Raw genomic sequence first — 15942 nt, 5'->3', positions numbered from 1 at the left:
TCACCGGCAGGGCACTGTCCGTTCACGTCGGCGTGCTGCGATGGACCGATCAGCGCACCGGAGCGAGGAGGAGTCATGGCGTCGGCTCGACGCAGGGTCATCGTCGTCGCGGTGGGGGTGGCGTATGCCGTCCTGCTCGTCTTCGGCGAGCGTCTCCTCGGCGGGTCGGCCGGGGTCGTCATCCTCGTCGCGAGCTTCGTCGTCGGCTTTGCATGGCTCGTGCTGCTCGTCGCCCCGTGGGCCGCGCGTGGCCGACCGGGGCGGCGCGCGCCGGTGCGGCGCGAGCGACCGTAGTGTGGCCGGGTGAGCCTCGAGCACCGACCGAACCGGATCATCCTCGTGCGGCACGGGGAGTCCGAGGGCAACCTCGACGACACCGTCTACGAGCGGGTCCCGGACCACCGGATCAGTCTGACGCCCAAGGGTTTCGAGCAGGCGCGCCAGACGGGCGTCGCCATCCGGGAGGTGCTCGACGGCGAGACCGCCGAGGTCTACGTCTCGCCCTACCTCCGCACCCGGCAGACCCTCGAGGCGCTCGCACTGCCGGTCGCCGAGCGGGACGTGCGGGTCGAGCCGCGCCTGCGGGAGCAGGACTGGGCCAACTTCCAGGACCCCGTCGACATCGCCGAGCAGAAGGCGGAGCGCGACCGCTACGGCCACTTCTACTACCGGTTCAGCCACGGTGAGTCCGGCTCCGACGTCTACGACCGGGTGTCGACGTTCCTCGAGTCGATGCACCGCAACTTCGAGAGCCCGACCGCGCCCCGCAACGTCGTCATCGTGACTCACGGCCTGACGATGCGGCTCTTCTGCATGCGGTGGTTCCAGTGGAGCATCGAGTACTTCGAGTCGCTCGACAACCCGGGGAACGCCCAGCCCGTGGTCCTGCTGCGGCAGAAGGACTTCCACTACCGGCTCGAGGCGCCCTTCACGCAGTGGGACACGAGCGTCGTGCCGACCGAGCGCGAGCGCTCCAGCTGGCTCTGACCGTCACCACACGGCATACGCGCCGGGCAGGGTCGACCTAGAGGTACTGGCCCGTGGGTCCCGACTCGCCCGGGTGGTGCTCGCCCGGCTGCAGGCCGGGAGGCATGCCGTAGGAGGCGCCGGGGCCGGGCGGCAGGGCGCGCATCTGCTGGAGCTGCTGCTGCGCCGCCATCTGCTGCGCGACGAGCGCGGTCTGGATGCCGTGGAAGAGCCCCTCGAGCCAGCCGACGAGCTGGGCCTGGGCGATGCGCAGCTCAGCATCGGTCGGGGAGTCGTCGCGGAAGGGCAGGGCGATCCGGTCGAGCTCGGCGACGAGCTCGGGTGCGAGGCCGTCCTTGAGCTCCTCGATGGAGCGGTGGTGCACGTCGGCGAGGCGGCGGCGCCCGGCCTCGTCGAGCGGGGCGTTGCGGACCTCCTCCAGCAGCTGCTTGATCATCGAGCCGATGCGCATCACCTTGGCCGGCTCCTCGACGAGGTCGGCCGGGTTGGTGCGCTCGCGCTCGCGGCGCTCCTCGGCGCGCGACCCGGTGTGGCCGTCCTCGTGCTCGGGCCGTCGCTCGTCGCCCGACGGGTCGGCCACGCCCATGCCGTCTTGCGTCACGACGACGATGCGCGGTTCGTCGCCGTTGGGGTCGGTGTCTGGGCGCTGTCCCTGTCGGCTCGCGTCGTCGCTCATGCGCCCCATCCTGCCGCAACGGGCCGGAGCCCGGGCGTCCCCCGTCGGGTCGCCCGGGCTCCAGGTCCGTCGGCTTGTCGCGTCAGTGCGCCCCGGCCGTGGCGAACCACGGGTGGTGCAGGTCGTGGTAGCTGACGTCGCTCATCATCGAGTTCATCTCGTCCATCATTCGCTGGGCGTCCGGCGGTGGGCTCTTGTGCTCGCCCTCGCGTGCCTCGGCTTCGGTCCGGAACGCCATCGTCTGGGTGAAGAAGCCGTCGGCGTCGATGGCGACGGTGCCGCCGATGATGTCCGGACGCGCCTCGTGGAGCATGTCCATCGGCTCCGCCATCGCGTGCCGGAAGCGATCGGCGTCGCTGAGCCGGCCCTGGATGACCTGGACGAAGCCGGCCTGGTCGCTGCCGCCGTCGAGCATCATCGTGACATCGTCGCAGTCGTGGAAGCTGGCCTCCCCGTCGAAGAGACGCGCCGTCTCCTCCCACCACGCGCCCTGCTCTGGGCGGGCCGAGTTGGCCTCGGCCGATGCCCGGGAGTCGAACCGGACCACTCCGACGAACTCGCCGTCGTCGGTGAGTCCGTACGTCCCGCCCAGCCAGCCCGTCGCGCCGGGCTCGAGCTCCTGGGTCCACCGGTCCATCTGCCGGTGGAGTGCGTCGGCGTCGGTGCACCGACCCTGGATGACCTGGATGAACACCGTGAACCTCCCGTGGGATCGGGGGCCGCTCCGGACCGAAGCGGCCCATCGACCGACGGTACGCCCGGTCGCGCCGGTGCGTCACCGGACGAGTCCGACACGGACGGATCGTTCCGCCGGACTCGGCCGCTCGGCCGCTCGGCCGCTCGGCCGCTCGGCCGCTCGGCCGCTCGGCCGCTCGACCGCTCGGGCGGACGGGGAGGACGAGGAGCGTCAGGTGGTGAGGAGGATCTTGCCGATGTGGCCGGAAGCCTCCATCTCGCGGTGCGCCTCGGCAGCGTGCTCGAGGGGGTGGCGCGATTGGACGACGGGCTTGACGGCGCCGGACTCGATGAGCGGCCACACGTGCTCACGGACGGCAGCGACGATGGCGGCCTTCTCGGTCGCTGGACGGGCCCGCAGCGACGTCGCGATGACGGCCGCGCGCTTGGCCAGGAGCATGCCCATGTCGAGCTCACCCTTGCGGCCGCCCATGAGCCCGATCGTCACGAGCCGCCCGCTGATGGCGAGAGCCTCGACGTTGCGGGCGAGGTACTTCGCGCCCATGTTGTCGAGGATGACGTCGGCGCCGTGACCCTTCGTCAGCTCACGGATGCGCTCGACGAAGTCCTCCTCGCGGTAGTTGACGAGGAACTCGGCGCCGAGGTCGCGACACACGTCGAGCTTGGCCTGGCTGCCGGCCGTGACGGCCACGTGGGCGCCGACCGCCTTGCCGAGCTGGATCGCCATGGTGCCGATCCCGGAGCTGCCGCCGTGGACGAGGAGCACCTGTCCCGGCTGGATGTTGGCGACGAGGAAGACGTTGGACCAGACGGTGCACGCCACCTCGGGCAGCCCTGCGGCATCGACGAGCGACACGCCGCGGGGCACCGGCAGCACCTGCTCGGCCGGCGCCACGACGCGCTCGGCGTAGCCCCCGCCGTCGATGAGGGCGCACACCTCGTCGCCCATCTGCCAGCCCTCGACGCCCTCACCGAGCGCCGCGATGCGTCCGCTCACCTCGAGGCCGGGGTAGTCCGACGCGCCGGGTGGCGGCGGGTAGTGGCCCATCCGCTGCATGACGTCGGCGCGGTTGACGCCTGCGGCGACGACGTCGATGAGCACCTGGCCGGCCCGCACCTCGGGGTCGGGCACCTCGTCGAGGACGAGGCTGTCGGCGTCTCCGGGCTCCGGGATCGTGATGGCGCGCATGGGTCTGAGCCTATTGACCTGCGGCCTCGGCGCGCACGGAGGCCGCTGTCGGGGACGACGCGTCCGGAGTGACGTGCCACACGTTCCCGGCGCCGACGACCCGACCGCCCGGCCCGAGTCGCGTGCCTTCGTCGATCGCCACCGCGCTCGGCGCCAGCCCGGCCGCGACGACGGCGACCGCACGTGAGAGGTTGCCCCACCGGGCGGCGTGCACGTCGACGGCGCCCTCGACGAACCCGAGCCCCTCCACCACCGTCACGGGATCGAGGTCCTCGTTGCTGTCCTCCGGGCAGACCGGCACCCCGTCGATGCGCCACCCGCCGATCACGGCGTGCGAGCCCGCGATGGCAGCGCCCGCGGAGAACCCGGCATACGGCATACCCTCGGCGACGCGGGAGCGGATGCGGGCATAGGAGCCCGTGAGCGATGCGTGGTACTCCGGCGTCGGGCCGCCGCCGACGAAGAGCCCGTCGACTCCGTCGAGCGCGGACGGGTCGAGCGCCGACCCCTCGGGCACCCGCTGCACCACGAGCTCGTGCCCGCCGACGAGCCCGAGGGTGTGGACGTACTTCGCGTGGTAGTCGAGCGACTCGGCGTCGGTGCCCATCACGACGAGCAGGATGCGCGGGGCGGCGCCGGCGTGGCGGGCCGCGGCGGCGACGAAGTCTCCGTAGAGCGCGGGGGCGAGGGCGTCGTCCCAGCCGCCGCCGATGAGGTGGACGTCCATGACGCCAACCTAGGAGATGCCCGGTCCCGGCGGTGGGCGTCGACGGGTGGCGTTCGCGTTGGGGCTGAGGCGGCGCGCGATGTCGTCCGCGGCGAGGCGCGCCCGGCCCACGAGCTCGGTCACGTGCTCGGGGCCGGCGTCGGCGGTGCGCAGCGTCAGGGCGATCGCGGCGAGCGGCCGACCGGCGCGGTCGAGCACGGGGACCGCCACCGAGGACAGGTCGGTGGTGACGGTGCCCTCCTCGCGCGCGTAGCCGTCGGCCCGCGTCCGCGCGAGGACGCCACGCAGCTCTGCGAGCGACCTCGGGCCACCGCCGCTGCGCTGCACGAAGGCTGCGCGGTCGGGGTAGAGCGCCCGCACCTGCGTCGCGGGGAGCGCGGACAGCATGGCGAGCCCGCTGGCGGTGAGGTGGGCGGGCAGGCGGACGCCGACGTCGGTGACGAGCATCGGCTGTCCCGGGGCGCGCTCCTCGAGCAGGTAGATGACGTCCCGGCCGTCCAGCGTGGCGAAGTGGGCGTTGCGTCCGCACTGGTCGACGAGCCGCCGCATCGCCGCACGGGCCACCCGCGCCAGGGGGGCCTGCCGCTGGTAGGCCGACCCGAGCTCGTAGGCCGCCTGGCCGAGCCCGAACCGGCGCTCCTCCACGTAGTGGGTGACGTAGCCACGACTGTGCAGCACCTTGAGCAGGTGGTAGACCGAGCTGCGGGGCAGGCCGAGGTCGCGCGCGATGGACGCGGCGGGCAGCGGCTCGGCGTGGCGGGAGAGGTGCTCGAGGACGTCGAGGGCGTGGGCGGCCGCCGGGGCGTTGGACACGTGGGCCACCTCCTGTCCGCGATCGACGACGTCTCGCATCCGAGACAATTGTCCTCCTCCGATGACCGTCGCGCCAGTCGTTCGGAGGTTCGATGGATCCATGAACGCAGCATCCGCCTCCGTCGCCGGCCCGGTCACCGACAAGGCCGCCGACACCGTCACGGTCGGCACCGGCCCGCTCGCCCTCGAGGACGTCGTCGCGGTCGCCCGCCACGGCGCCCGGGTCGAGCTCTCCGCCGAGGCCGAGGCCGAGATCTCCCACAGCCGTACGGTCATCGAGGCCCTTGCCGAGGACACCGTGCCGCACTACGGCGTCTCCACCGGCTTCGGGGCCCTCGCCACGCGCCACATCCCGACGGCGCTGCGTGCCCAGCTGCAGCGCTCGCTCGTGCGCTCGCACGCCGCCGGCGCCGGCCCCGAGGTCGAGCGCGAGGTCGTGCGCGCGCTCATGCTCCTGCGCCTCTCGACGCTGGCCACCGGCCGCACGGGCGTGCGCCTCGAGACGGCCCGGGCGTATGCCGCGCTGCTCAGTGCCGGCATCACTCCCGTCGTGCACGAGTACGGCTCGCTCGGCTGCTCCGGCGACCTCGCGCCCCTGTCGCACTGCGCGCTCGCCGTCATGGGCGAGGGGCCGGTGCGCCTCGCCGACGGCACCCTCACCGACGCGGCAACCGCTCTGCGTGACAACGGGATCGAGCCCGTGGTGCTGGCGGAGAAGGAGGGCCTGGCTCTCATCAACGGCACCGACGGCATGCTCGGCATGCTCGTCCTGGCCATCCACGACCTGCGCCACCTGCTCAAGGTCGCCGACGTCTCGGCCGCGATGAGCGTCGAGGGCCTGCTCGGCACCGACGACGTCTTCGCCGCCGACCTGCACGCACTGCGGCCCCAGGTGGGCCAAGGCGCCTCGGCTGCGAACATCCTTGCGGTCATGGCCGGCTCGCCGATCCGCGAATCGCACCGCACCGAGGAGTGCACGAGGGTGCAGGACGCCTACTCCCTGCGCTGTGCTCCGCAGGTGCACGGCGGGGCCCGCGACACGGTCGAGCACGCCGCCCGCGTGGCCGCCGCCGAGCTGGCATCGGCCGTCGACAACCCGGTCGTGACACCTGACGGACGCGTCGAGTCCAACGGCAACTTCCACGGCGCTCCCGTCGCCTACGTCCTCGACTTCCTCGCCATCGTCGCGGCCGACGTCGCGTCGATGGCCGAGCGTCGCACCGACCGCTTCCTCGACCAGGCCAGGAACCACGGCCTCCCGCCCTTCCTGGCCGCCGACCCCGGCGTCGACTCGGGCCTGATGATCGCGCAGTACACGCAGGCCGCGATGGTCTCGGAGATGAAGCGCCTGGCCGTACCTGCGTCGGTCGACTCGATCCCGAGCTCGGCCATGCAGGAGGACCACGTCTCGATGGGGTGGTCGGGCGCCCGCAAGCTGCGCCGCTCGGTCGACGCGCTCGCCCGCGTCCTCGCCATCGAGGTGCTGACGGCGGCGCGCGGCATCCAGCTGCGGGCCCCGCTCGAGCCGGCCGCGGCCACGGCGGCGGTCATCGCCGCACTGGGGGCGCGCGCGAACGTCGCGCCCGGCCCGGACCGGTTCCTCGCCCCGGACATCGAGGGGGCCTGCGCGGCCGTTGCCGACGGTGACGTCCTCGCCGCGGCCGAGTCCGTCACCGGCCCCCTCCGCTGACCCCCCCACCGTCGAAAGGCCACGTGTGGCCGCCTGCGGCGGGTCGAGTGGCCACAAGAGGCCGCACGGGCTGGCCTTTCGATCGGCGAGAGGCGGCAAGAAGTGGCCTTTCGACGGGTGAAGCGGACGGCACACGAACGCTGAAGCACACGGCATACCAACGGTTTTCCACTCGAAGGAGAGTGACATGGAAGGTGCACGACCCGTCCGCGCGGCGCGTGGGACGACCCTGACGGCTCAGTCGTGGGCCACCGAGGCCCCGCTGCGGATGCTCATGAACAACCTCGACCCCGAGGTGGCCGAGCGGCCGGACGACCTCGTCGTCTACGGCGGCACCGGGCGGGCAGCGCGCGACTGGAAGTCCTTCGACGCGATGGTCCGCACGCTGACCACCCTCAAGCAGGACGAGACGATGCTCGTGCAGTCGGGCCGCCCCGTCGGGGTCATGCAGACGCACGAGTGGGCTCCGCGCGTGCTCATCGCCAACAGCAACCTCGTCGGCGACTGGGCCACGTGGCCGGAGTTTCGCCGGCTCGAGCACCTCGGGCTGACGATGTACGGCCAGATGACGGCCGGCTCGTGGATCTACATCGGCACCCAGGGCATCGTCCAGGGCACCTACGAGACCTTCGCCGCGGTCGCCGAGAAGCGCTTCGGCGGCACGCTCGCCGGCACGCTGACCCTGACGGGTGGCTGCGGTGGGATGGGCGGCGCCCAGCCGCTCGCCGTCACGATGAACGAGGGCGCGTGCCTCATCGTCGACGTCGACCCGGCGCGGCTGCACCGCCGCGTCGAGCACCGCTACCTCGACGAGGTGGCCGACAACCTCGACGACGCGATCGACAAGGCGCTCGCCGCCAAGCGCGAGCGTCGCGGCTGGTCGGTGGGCGTCGTCGGCAACGCGGCCGAGGTCTTCCCCGAGCTGCTCCGCCGCGGTGTCGAGATCGACATCGTCACCGACCAGACGTCGGCCCACGACCCGCTGTCCTACCTGCCCGAGGGGGTCGCGCTCGAGGACTGGGCCGACTACGCCGAGAAGAAGCCCGAGGACTTCACCGACCGGGCCCGCGCCTCGATGGCCAAGCACGTCAAGGCGATGGTCGAGTTCCAGGACGCCGGCGCCGAGGTCTTCGACTACGGCAACTCGATCCGCGACGAGGCCCGTCAGGGTGGCTACGACCGCGCCTTCGAGTTCCCCGGCTTCGTGCCGGCCTACATCCGTCCGCTCTTCTGCGAGGGCAAGGGCCCGTTCCGCTGGGCCGCGCTCTCGGGCGACCCGCGCGACATCGTGGCCACGGACAAGGCGGTGCTCGACCTCTTCCCCGACAACGACCGCCTGCACAAGTGGATCCGCGGCGCGCAGGAGCGAATCGCCTTCCAGGGCCTGCCTGCTCGCATCTGTTGGCTGGGCTACGGCGAGCGCGACAAGGCGGGTCTCGCCTTCAACGAGCTCGTCCGCACCGGGGAGGTGAGCGCCCCCATCGTCATCGGTCGGGACCACCTGGACTCGGGCTCGGTCGCCTCCCCGTATCGCGAGACCGAGGCGATGGCCGACGGCTCCGACGCCATCGCCGACTGGCCGCTGCTCAACGCCCTCGTCAACACGAGCTCGGGCGCCAACTGGGTCTCGATCCACCACGGCGGCGGCGTCGGCATCGGCCGCAGCCTGCACGCCGGGCAGGTCTCCCTCGCCGACGGCACCGACCTCGCGGCGCAGAAGCTCGCCCGCGTCCTGACGAACGACCCCGGGATGGGCGTCATCCGCCACGTCGACGCGGGCTACGACATCGCCGACCGGGTCGCGCACGAGCGCGGCGTCCGCATCCCCATGCAGGAGGGCTGAGGGCGTATGCCGTCAACCCCGGGTTCGAGGTATTCCGCGGTCACCCGCGACCGCGGAATACCTCGAACCGCGGAGGTTCAGCCAGGTCGATCGGGTCAGGCGCGTCAGCGGGGGCGGCGGACCCGGATCGGGCCCTTCGCGTGGTCCGGGTCGATGACCTGGCCACCCTGCGTGATCTCGGCGCGGCCGGCGCCGACGAGTCGCCGGGCAGCCGAGCGGGCCGGCTCCATGAGCTCGCGCCAGTCGTCGCCGCCGACGGCACGTGCGGCCTCGCTCGGGCAGACCGAGGAGTCGCGCGCCCGGGCGTCGAGCAGCGACTCGAGCGAGTCCTCGAGCTCGATGTCGACCGGGGTCAGGCCGTGCTTGCGGCAGCTGTCGGAGCACCAGCGCACGGAGTCCCAGTCGCGGGCCCACGCCTTGCGCCAGGTGATGGTGCGGCCGCAGCGCGCGCACGGTTTGGTGGGCAGCGGGGCTCGGGACATGGGGACCAGTCTGGAGCATCGTGGCCTCTCGACGGTCGGGAGGCGGCCGAACGTGGCCTTTCGACGGTGGGGAGGCGGCCACACGTGGCCTCTCGACGGGCGAGGGGCGGCCACACGTGGCCTCTCGACGGTGCAGAGGTCAGGGGGTCTTGCGGGTCTCCTCGTCGGAGATGTCGGCCACCGTGGCGTCGAAGAGGCGGATGACGTCGTCGCCCTGCACCGTCAGGCCGACACCGTGAGCGCCGCCACCGATCGAGATGCGGCGCCCCACGAGGTGGCTGTCGGCGATGACCGGCAGCCGGGTGGCCGAGCCGAACGGGGTGATGGTGCCGCGCTCGTAGCCCGTGACCGCCTTGGCGGCCTCCGCGTCGGGCATCGAGATGCGGTTCGTGCCGAGCAGGGCCCGGACCTTGGCCCACGAGAACGTGCGATCACCAGGCACGAGGACGAAGACGTGGTCGTCCTCGGCGCGACGCACGACGAGGGTCTTGATGAGGTCCCGCGGCTCGATGCCTCGGGCGGCGGCCGCCTCCTCGAGGCTCGAGACGCGGCCGTGCCTGGTCACGGTGTGCTCGATACCCGCCGCGAGGACGGCCTCGACCGCCGGCGTGCGGATCTCGCCCGAGTCACTACGCTCGGCTTCATCGCGGTCGGAGTCCATGCCACGCAGCCTAGTTACCGGTCCGGGTCCGCAGCCCGGCCGCGTGAGGGGAAGTGATCGACGTGACGACGAGCTTCGACCGGATGTGGGCCGACCTCGAGCCGGTGGGCCGCCAGGCGGCGACGAACGGCTACCGCCGCTACGCCTGGACCCGCACCGACCACGACCTGCGTGAGTGGTTCGCCGCCGAGTGCACGGCCCGTGGTCTGGACCTCGTCGAGGACCGCGCCGGCAACCAGTGGGGCTGGTGGGGTGACCCCGACACGACGCCCGGCGTGGTCGTCGGCTCGCACCTCGACTCCGTGCCGGACGGTGGCGCCTTCGACGGCCCCCTCGGGGTCGTCAGTGCCCTCGCCACCGTCGACGCGCTGCGCGAGGCGGGCGTCGAGCCCGACATGCCCCTCGGTGTCGTCAACTTCGTCGACGAGGAGGGCGCCCGCTTCGGCATCGCCTGCGCGGGATCCCGCATCATCACCGGTGCCCTCGACGCCGACCGGGCCCGGTCGCTGACCGACGCCGACGGCGTCTCGATGGCCGACGCGTGGCGCAGAGCCGGGCGTGACCCCGAGACCCTGGGCCGCGACGACGACGCCGTGCGGCGCATCGGACGCTTCGTCGAGCTGCACGTCGAGCAGGGCAAGGCCCTCGCGCTCGCGCGCGACGGCGGCGACGACCTCACCGACCCGTCCCGCGCGGTCGCCCTCGGCACCGACATCTGGCCGCACGGTCGGTGGCGCATCGACATCCCCGGCGAGGCCAACCACGCCGGCACCACCCGCATCGAGGACCGTCGCGACGCCATGGTCGGCCTCGCCGACGTCATCCAGGCGGCGCGGTCGTATGCCGTGGGGCTCGGTTGCGTGGCCACCGTCGGCAAGGTGGCCGTGGTCCCGGGCGGCGTCAACGCGATCGCGAGCCACGTCACGGCCTGGCTGGACGCCCGCGGTCAGAGCGAGGAGGCCGTCCATGCGGTCGTGGACGGCGTGTCGTCCGAGGCCGCTCGCCTCGGCGCAACGACGAGCGAGGAGTCGTGGACCCCGACGACGACCTTCGACACGCGACTCGTGGAGCGGCTGCACGGCATACTCCCCGACGCGCCGCTGCTCGGCACGGGCGCGGGGCACGACGCGGGCGTTCTCGCGACGCACGGGGTGCCGAGCGCGATGCTCTTCGTCCGCAACCCCACAGGTGTTTCACACTCTCCGGACGAGTTCGCGAGCACCGAGGACTGCCACCATGGGGTCACGGCCCTCACCGCCGTCGTGACCGAGCTGTGCACAGGGAAGGACCCCGAGTCGATGAGCGAGGCACGATGACGACCTTCTGGTGCGAGAGTGCTTGGCTGACAGGGGGACTCGCGCGCCGGGTCCGCCTCGTGGCGCAGGACGGCCTGTTCAAGGACGTCCTCGTCGACGCGGACCCGCAGCCTGACGACATCCGCCTCGCCGGCGTGACGCTGCCCGGCATGGCCAACGCCCACAGCCACGCCTTCCACCGCGCCCTGCGCGGCCGCGTCAACGGCAGCGGCGGCAACTTCTGGAGCTGGCGCGAGCAGATGTATGCCGCCGCGGAGCAGCTCAACCCCGACACGTACTTCGCGCTGGCGCGGGCCGTCTTCGCCGAGATGGTGCAGGCCGGCATCACGGTCGTGGGGGAGTTCCACTACGTCCACCACCGTCCCGGCGGGCACCCGTACCGCGATCCGAACGCCATGGGTCTCGCGGTGCGCCAGGCGGCCGACGAGGCCGGCATCCGCCTCACGCTGCTCGACACGTGCTACCTGGAGGGCGGCCTCAACGGCGGCGGCCACGTCGAGCTCCACCCCGGCCAGCGCCGGTTCAGCGACGGCTCGGTCGAGGCGTGGGCGGAGCGCATGTCCGCGCGCCGTCACGAGACGGACCGGGTGCGGCTCGGTGCGGCGATCCACTCGGTCCGCGCGGTCAAGCGGGCGGACCTGCCGAAGGTCGTCGAGGCCGCGGGCGGCCTGCCGCTCCACGTGCACCTGTCGGAGCAGCACGGCGAGAACCTCGCGTGCCAGATGTTCTACGGCGCGAGCCCGACGCAGCTGCTCGACGAGGCAGGCGCTCTCGGCGCCCACTCGACGGCGGTGCACGCCACGCACCTCGAGGACCGTGACATCGAGCTCCTCGGTGGCACGGGCACCGGCGCGTGCTTCTGCCCGACGACCGAGCGTGACCTCGCCGACGGCATCGGACCGGCCCGCGCCCTGCACGACGCAGGCAGCCCGCTCTCGCTGGGCTCGGACCAGCACGTCGTCATCGACCCGTTCGAGGAGCTGCGCGGGCTCGAGATGCACGAGCGGCTCGTCACCAACGAACGCGACCGCTTCTCGGCCGACGACCTGCTCCTCGCGGCCTCGTTCAACGGCTACCGGTCCCTCGGCTGGTCCGACGGGGGCCACCTGAGCAAGGGGGCGCTCGCCGACTTCGTCACGGTGCGCACCGACACCGTCAACACGGCGGGTGCCGCGCACGACCAGATCATCTACGCCTGCGTGGCCTCCGACGTCTCGACCGTCGTCGTCGGTGGGGACGTCGTCGTCAGCGACGGCCGCCACCGGATGGGCGACGTCGGCCGCCTGCTCGTCAGCGCCATCGACCGGGTCGCCGGAGGGGTCCCGGCGTGAGCCTGCTCCTCACGGGCATCGCGGAGCTGACGACGAACGACCCGGCTCGGGGCGACGGTCACGCCGACCCCGGCGACGCCCTCCTCGGCATCGTCCGCGACGCCGCGCTCGTCGTCTCCGACGGCGGTGAGGTCGAGTGGGTCGGACCCGCCGCCGAGGCGCCCGACGCCGACGAGCGCCGTGACCTCGGGGGTCGCGCCGTCATCCCCGGTTTCGTCGACTCGCACACGCACCTCGTCTTCGCCGGTGACCGCTCTGCCGAGTTCGCCGCGCGGATGACGGGCACGCCCTACGACGGGGGCGGCATCGCCGTCTCGGTCGCGGCGACGCGCGCCGCGAGCGACGACGACCTGCGTGCCCTCGTCACCGCCCGCGTCGCCGAGATGCGTGCCCAGGGCACGACGACGGTCGAGATCAAGAGCGGCTACGGACTGACCCTCGACGACGAGCTGCGCAGCCTCCGCATCGCCCGCGAGCTCACCCCGCACACGACCTTCCTCGGCGCGCACGTCGTGCCACGGGAGTACGCGACGCAGCGGGCCGCATACGTCGACCTCGTGACGGGGCCGATGCTCGGCGCGGTCGTCGCCGACGGACCGACCGCGCTGGCCGAGAGCATCGACGTCTTCTGCGAGCCGCACTCGGCGCACGCCTTCGACGGCGACGAGGCGCGCACGATCCTCGAGGCCGGCCGCGCCGCGGGTCTCGCCCTGCGCGTCCACGGCAACCAGCTCGGCCACGGCCCCGGCGTCCGGCTCGCCTGCGAGCTCGGGGCCCGCAGCGTCGACCACTGCACCTACCTCGACGACTCCGACGTCGAGGCGCTCGTCGCTGCGCGCGGGACCACGGTCGCGACGCTGCTGCCCGGGGTCGAGTTCTCGACCCGCTCGCCCTACCCCGACGGGCGGGCGCTCATCGACGCCGGCGTCGACGTGGCGCTCGCGAGCGACTGCAACCCCGGCACCTGCTACTCGTCGTCGATCCCGTTTGCCATCGCGCTCGCCGTGCGCGAGATGGGCCTGACCCCGGCCGAGGCGCTGCATGCCGCCACCGCCGTCTCGGCGCGCTCGCTCGGCCTCGACCGACGCGTCGCGCCGGGACAGCCGGCCGAGCTGGCCGTTCTCGACGCGCCGAGCCACCTGCACCTCGCCTACCGGGCCGGGGTGCCGATCGTCCGCGCGCTCGAGCTCTAGCTGGTCGCCGGCTCGTCGTCGGGGTGCTGGCAGCGCAGCACCGAGCCCGGACCCGGGTGGATCAATCCGGTGTGGCCGTCGGCCCACTCGACGACGTAGGGGGGAGCGCCGCCCTCGCCCTTCACCTCCCGGATGACGCCCTCGCGCGTGCTCTGACCGACGTGTTCCGCGGCCATCGTGATGCGGTCACCGACCTGTGCCTGCATGGCACACCTCCTCGCGTGGGCTCTGATCCCTCCAAGGACACCACCTCGAGCCTCGGCCCGGAAGGCCTTCCTGCGACAAGACGCCGCCGAGTTGCGGGTCTCGAGTCATCAGTCGAACTGCTCGCGTATGCCGTCCGGGCCGTCCCCCGCCGCCGACGGACGACCATTGGTCGACCGGACGCCGCGACACGCCGCGACGACGCGCCTAGTCCGCCGTTTTGGCCCACCGACGGTCGTCGGTCGGCGGCGCGTGGACCTGCCCGGGGAGGCCGCTCCGGACGAGCGCGGCTGGTGGCCGCAGTGGTCGCAGGAATGTGTCGGGGATCGGTCACATCGGCCTGACGTGCGCCTCCTCGCCCGTGCGTTCCTCGATGTCCCGCTCCGCCTCCCCGACGAGCTGGTCCGCCAGGTGGCGCAACGCGCGGGCGACGGCGATCTCGTCCCCGATCCGACGCGACGCCGCGTCGTCAGAGGAGCGGTGGCTCGTCCCCTTGGCACTGAGGCGGTCCGGGGGGTCGGCGACGAGCACGACGGTGGCGCTCGTGTCGTCCCCGGACTCGAGCAACGAGACACGGACCTGCCACTCGCGCAGGTGGAGGGTCTGCGAGCGTTCCTCGGGACCCGTCGGCGCCGGGGCCGGCTCGGGTGTCGCGGCCTTCTCGTCACCGGGCACGCCGAGGTGGAGCACCGATCCCGGCCCCGGGTAGATCAGGCCGGTGTGGCCGTCCGCCCACCGCACCACGAAGGGCGGACCCCCGTCGGCTCCGCGGACCTCGAGCACCTCCCCGTCCCGGGTGGGCTCGTCGATGTGCTCTGCCGCAAGGACGATGCGGTCTCCGACATGTGCTCTCACGATGGCCTCCTCGGTCGGTCTCAGATCAGGACAGCACCTGTCGTGGGCGCGCACTCAGGGCCGAAGGGCTCCGACTCGTGGGCCGGTCGGGCCCTGTCGTGGGACCTTGGGCCCTTGCGCCGGCGCCCGATACGGGGCTGGGATCGGGACAGGTCGTGCGCCCGCCCGGCCGACGACCCGAGGGAGGCGCCATGAGCACCATGCAGGCGTGGGTCGTCGATGAGCCGGGACCGCTGCGCAGGCACCCGCTCGTCCGGACCGAGCTGCCCATCCCGCAGCCCGGCCCGGGCGAGGTCCTGGTCCACGTCCGGGCCTGTGGGGTGTGCCGCACCGACCTGCACGTCGTCACGGGAGACCTGGCGCGGCACCGGCACCACCTCGTGCCCGGCCACGAGGTGGTGGGCGAGGTCGCCCTCGTCGGCGACGGAGCCCATCGTTTCGTGCCGGGGGACCGGGTGGGTGTCGCGTGGTTGCGGGCCACGTGCGGCTCGTGTCGGTGGTGCCGTTCGGGACGCGAGAACCTCTGCGCCGCCTCGCGCTACACCGGATGGGACGCCGACGGCGGCTACGCGGAGTATGCCGTGGCACCTGAGGCGTACACCTACCGGGTCCCGGCCTCGTTCGAGGACGTCGAGGCGGCGCCGCTGCTCTGCGCCGGCATCATCGGCTACCGGTCGCTGCGACGGGCTGAGCTGCCACCCGGTGGTCGGCTCGGCATCTACGGCTTCGGCGCGAGCGCCCACCTGACGGCGCAGGTCGCCGTAGCCCAGGGCGCCGAGGTGCACGTGCTGACGCGTGGCGCCGAGGCTCGCGCCCTGGCTGCGGAGCTCGGAGCGGCCTCGGTCGGCGGTCCGCACGACGCGCCCCCGGTGCCGCTCGACGCGGCCATCCTCTTCGCGCCGGTCGGCGAGCTGGTTCCGGTCGCTCTCGAGGCCTTGGGTCCCGGGGGGACCCTCGCCGTGGCCGGCATCCACCTCAGCGACGTCCCCGTGCTCGACTACCAGCGCCACCTCTTCCGCGAGCGGTCGCTGCGCAGTGTCACGAGCAACACCAGGCACGACGGCGAGGAGTTCCTGCTGCTGGCCGAGCGCCTGGGCCTTCGGGTCGCCACGACCGCGGTGCCGATGGACGAGGCGGACCGTGCGCTGGTCGACCTGGAGGCCGGGCGCGTCCGCGGCGCCGCGGTGCTCGTACCGGCGCCCGGCGGTTGAACCGCCCCGGTCGACGACCTCCCAGCCCGCCGCTGGGGCACCATCCGGTGGGAGCACGCCGGATGGTG

17 protein-coding genes are annotated in these 15942 nt (G+C 73.0%); 8 read left to right on the top strand and 9 right to left on the bottom strand.

Going from position 1 to position 15942, the window contains the following annotated elements; translation table 11 throughout:
* Positions 1 to 75: 75 nt before the first annotated feature.
* Together AB4030_RS01415 and AB4030_RS01410 are read left to right on the top strand one after the other, a co-directional pair.
* On the top strand, positions 76 to 294 hold the full coding sequence (locus tag AB4030_RS01415; protein WP_442277386.1) for a hypothetical protein: 219 nt from the start codon (positions 76 to 78) through the stop codon (positions 292 to 294).
* Between the two features lie 9 nt (positions 295 to 303).
* Positions 304 to 987 carry a histidine phosphatase family protein gene (locus AB4030_RS01410; protein WP_442277385.1) on the top strand — a complete coding sequence of 228 codons (684 nt, stop codon included), beginning with the start codon at positions 304 to 306 and terminating at the stop codon, positions 985 to 987.
* Between the two features lie 37 nt (positions 988 to 1024).
* On the opposite strand, the gene AB4030_RS01405 is transcribed toward AB4030_RS01410, so the two are convergent.
* From AB4030_RS01405 to AB4030_RS01385, 5 genes are all read right to left on the bottom strand, one after another.
* A complete protein-coding gene (locus AB4030_RS01405) occupies positions 1025 to 1663 on the bottom strand; it encodes a proteasome activator (protein ID WP_442277384.1) in 639 nt (212 codons plus the stop codon).
* A gap of 82 nt (positions 1664 to 1745) precedes the next feature.
* The gene (locus AB4030_RS01400) at positions 1746 to 2357 is read right to left on the bottom strand and encodes a hypothetical protein (RefSeq protein WP_442277383.1); all 612 of its coding nucleotides are present in this window, start codon (positions 2355 to 2357) and stop codon (positions 1746 to 1748) included.
* 213 nt (positions 2358 to 2570) lie between these two features.
* Positions 2571 to 3548: an NAD(P)H-quinone oxidoreductase gene (locus AB4030_RS01395; RefSeq protein WP_442277382.1), complete on the bottom strand. Its 978-nt coding sequence runs from the start codon at positions 3546 to 3548 to the stop codon at positions 2571 to 2573.
* Positions 3549 to 3558: 10 nt separating this feature from the next.
* Positions 3559 to 4275, bottom strand: coding sequence for a Type 1 glutamine amidotransferase-like domain-containing protein (locus AB4030_RS01390; RefSeq protein ID WP_442277381.1), 717 nt, complete (start codon positions 4273 to 4275; stop codon positions 3559 to 3561).
* A 9-nt stretch (positions 4276 to 4284) separates the two neighbouring features.
* A complete protein-coding gene (locus AB4030_RS01385; RefSeq protein ID WP_442277380.1) occupies positions 4285 to 5127 on the bottom strand; it encodes an IclR family transcriptional regulator in 843 nt (280 codons plus the stop codon).
* Positions 5128 to 5188: 61 nt separating this feature from the next.
* On the opposite strand from AB4030_RS01385, the gene hutH reads away from it, so the two are divergent.
* Positions 5189 to 6778: a histidine ammonia-lyase gene (gene hutH, locus AB4030_RS01380; RefSeq protein ID WP_442277379.1), complete on the top strand. Its 1590-nt coding sequence runs from the start codon at positions 5189 to 5191 to the stop codon at positions 6776 to 6778.
* Between the two features lie 187 nt (positions 6779 to 6965).
* Positions 6966 to 8621 (top strand): urocanate hydratase, encoded by a 1656-nt coding sequence (gene hutU, locus AB4030_RS01375; protein ID WP_442277378.1) that lies wholly within the window; start codon positions 6966 to 6968, stop codon positions 8619 to 8621.
* Between the two features lie 104 nt (positions 8622 to 8725).
* On the opposite strand, the gene AB4030_RS01370 is transcribed toward hutU, so the two are convergent.
* Both AB4030_RS01370 and AB4030_RS01365 read right to left on the bottom strand, forming a co-directional pair.
* Entirely contained in the window at positions 8726 to 9103 is a 378-nt protein-coding gene (locus AB4030_RS01370; protein ID WP_442277377.1) for a DUF3253 domain-containing protein, read from the bottom strand.
* Between the two features lie 139 nt (positions 9104 to 9242).
* A complete protein-coding gene (locus AB4030_RS01365) occupies positions 9243 to 9764 on the bottom strand; it encodes an aminoacyl-tRNA deacylase (protein ID WP_442277376.1) in 522 nt (173 codons plus the stop codon).
* Between the two features lie 53 nt (positions 9765 to 9817).
* On the opposite strand from AB4030_RS01365, the gene AB4030_RS01360 reads away from it, so the two are divergent.
* From AB4030_RS01360 to hutI, 3 genes are read left to right on the top strand one after another with little or no spacing between them, the layout of a single operon-like run.
* On the top strand, positions 9818 to 11080 hold the full coding sequence (locus tag AB4030_RS01360; RefSeq protein ID WP_442277375.1) for an allantoate amidohydrolase: 1263 nt from the start codon (positions 9818 to 9820) through the stop codon (positions 11078 to 11080).
* Positions 11077 to 12411: a formimidoylglutamate deiminase gene (locus tag AB4030_RS01355; RefSeq protein ID WP_442277374.1), complete on the top strand. Its 1335-nt coding sequence runs from the start codon at positions 11077 to 11079 to the stop codon at positions 12409 to 12411. Before AB4030_RS01360 ends, AB4030_RS01355 begins: the two co-directional genes overlap by 4 nt.
* Complete coding sequence (hutI, locus tag AB4030_RS01350) at positions 12408 to 13604, top strand: imidazolonepropionase (protein WP_442277373.1); 1197 nt, start codon at positions 12408 to 12410, stop codon at positions 13602 to 13604. The genes AB4030_RS01355 and hutI overlap by 4 nt, the downstream gene beginning before the upstream one ends.
* Here hutI and AB4030_RS01345 read toward each other — a convergent pair.
* Together AB4030_RS01345 and AB4030_RS01340 are read right to left on the bottom strand one after the other, a co-directional pair.
* Positions 13601 to 13810 carry a DUF1918 domain-containing protein gene (locus AB4030_RS01345; protein WP_442277372.1) on the bottom strand — a complete coding sequence of 70 codons (210 nt, stop codon included), beginning with the start codon at positions 13808 to 13810 and terminating at the stop codon, positions 13601 to 13603. The genes hutI and AB4030_RS01345 overlap by 4 nt on opposite strands.
* A gap of 328 nt (positions 13811 to 14138) precedes the next feature.
* The gene (locus AB4030_RS01340; RefSeq protein WP_442277371.1) at positions 14139 to 14663 is read right to left on the bottom strand and encodes a DUF1918 domain-containing protein; all 525 of its coding nucleotides are present in this window, start codon (positions 14661 to 14663) and stop codon (positions 14139 to 14141) included.
* A gap of 191 nt (positions 14664 to 14854) precedes the next feature.
* Here AB4030_RS01340 and AB4030_RS01335 point away from each other — a divergent pair, with 191 nt between their 5' ends.
* Entirely contained in the window at positions 14855 to 15874 is a 1020-nt protein-coding gene (locus AB4030_RS01335) for a zinc-dependent alcohol dehydrogenase family protein (RefSeq protein ID WP_442277370.1), read from the top strand.
* Positions 15875 to 15942 lie beyond the last annotated feature (68 nt).

Origin of the sequence: Terrabacter sp. 2YAF2, from assembly GCF_052114705.1 — a bacterium.
In the GTDB taxonomy this organism is placed as follows: domain Bacteria; phylum Actinomycetota; class Actinomycetes; order Actinomycetales; family Dermatophilaceae; genus Terrabacter.
The sequence above is the reverse complement of the archived record's forward strand: the minus strand, read 5'-3'. Positions and strand labels throughout refer to the sequence as shown.

What these genes read in the sequence shown, in the direction of transcription:
- AB4030_RS01415 (WP_442277386.1), top strand. Translation starts at nt 76, where the DNA reads ATGGCGTCGGCTCGACGCAGGGTCATCGTCGTCGCGGTGGGGGTGGCG.
- AB4030_RS01405 (WP_442277384.1), bottom strand. Translation starts at nt 1,663, where the DNA reads ATGAGCGACGACGCGAGCCGACAGGGACAGCGCCCAGACACCGACCCC.
- AB4030_RS01395 (WP_442277382.1), bottom strand. Translation starts at nt 3,548, where the DNA reads ATGCGCGCCATCACGATCCCGGAGCCCGGAGACGCCGACAGCCTCGTC.
- AB4030_RS01390 (WP_442277381.1), bottom strand. Translation starts at nt 4,275, where the DNA reads ATGGACGTCCACCTCATCGGCGGCGGCTGGGACGACGCCCTCGCCCCC.
- AB4030_RS01385 (WP_442277380.1), bottom strand. Translation starts at nt 5,127, where the DNA reads ATGCGAGACGTCGTCGATCGCGGACAGGAGGTGGCCCACGTGTCCAAC.
- hutH (WP_442277379.1), top strand. Translation starts at nt 5,189, where the DNA reads ATGAACGCAGCATCCGCCTCCGTCGCCGGCCCGGTCACCGACAAGGCC.
- hutU (WP_442277378.1), top strand. Translation starts at nt 6,966, where the DNA reads ATGGAAGGTGCACGACCCGTCCGCGCGGCGCGTGGGACGACCCTGACG.
- AB4030_RS01370 (WP_442277377.1), bottom strand. Translation starts at nt 9,103, where the DNA reads ATGTCCCGAGCCCCGCTGCCCACCAAACCGTGCGCGCGCTGCGGCCGC.
- AB4030_RS01365 (WP_442277376.1), bottom strand. Translation starts at nt 9,764, where the DNA reads ATGGACTCCGACCGCGATGAAGCCGAGCGTAGTGACTCGGGCGAGATC.
- AB4030_RS01355 (WP_442277374.1), top strand. Translation starts at nt 11,077, where the DNA reads ATGACGACCTTCTGGTGCGAGAGTGCTTGGCTGACAGGGGGACTCGCG.
- AB4030_RS01345 (WP_442277372.1), bottom strand. Translation starts at nt 13,810, where the DNA reads ATGCAGGCACAGGTCGGTGACCGCATCACGATGGCCGCGGAACACGTC.
- AB4030_RS01335 (WP_442277370.1), top strand. Translation starts at nt 14,855, where the DNA reads ATGAGCACCATGCAGGCGTGGGTCGTCGATGAGCCGGGACCGCTGCGC.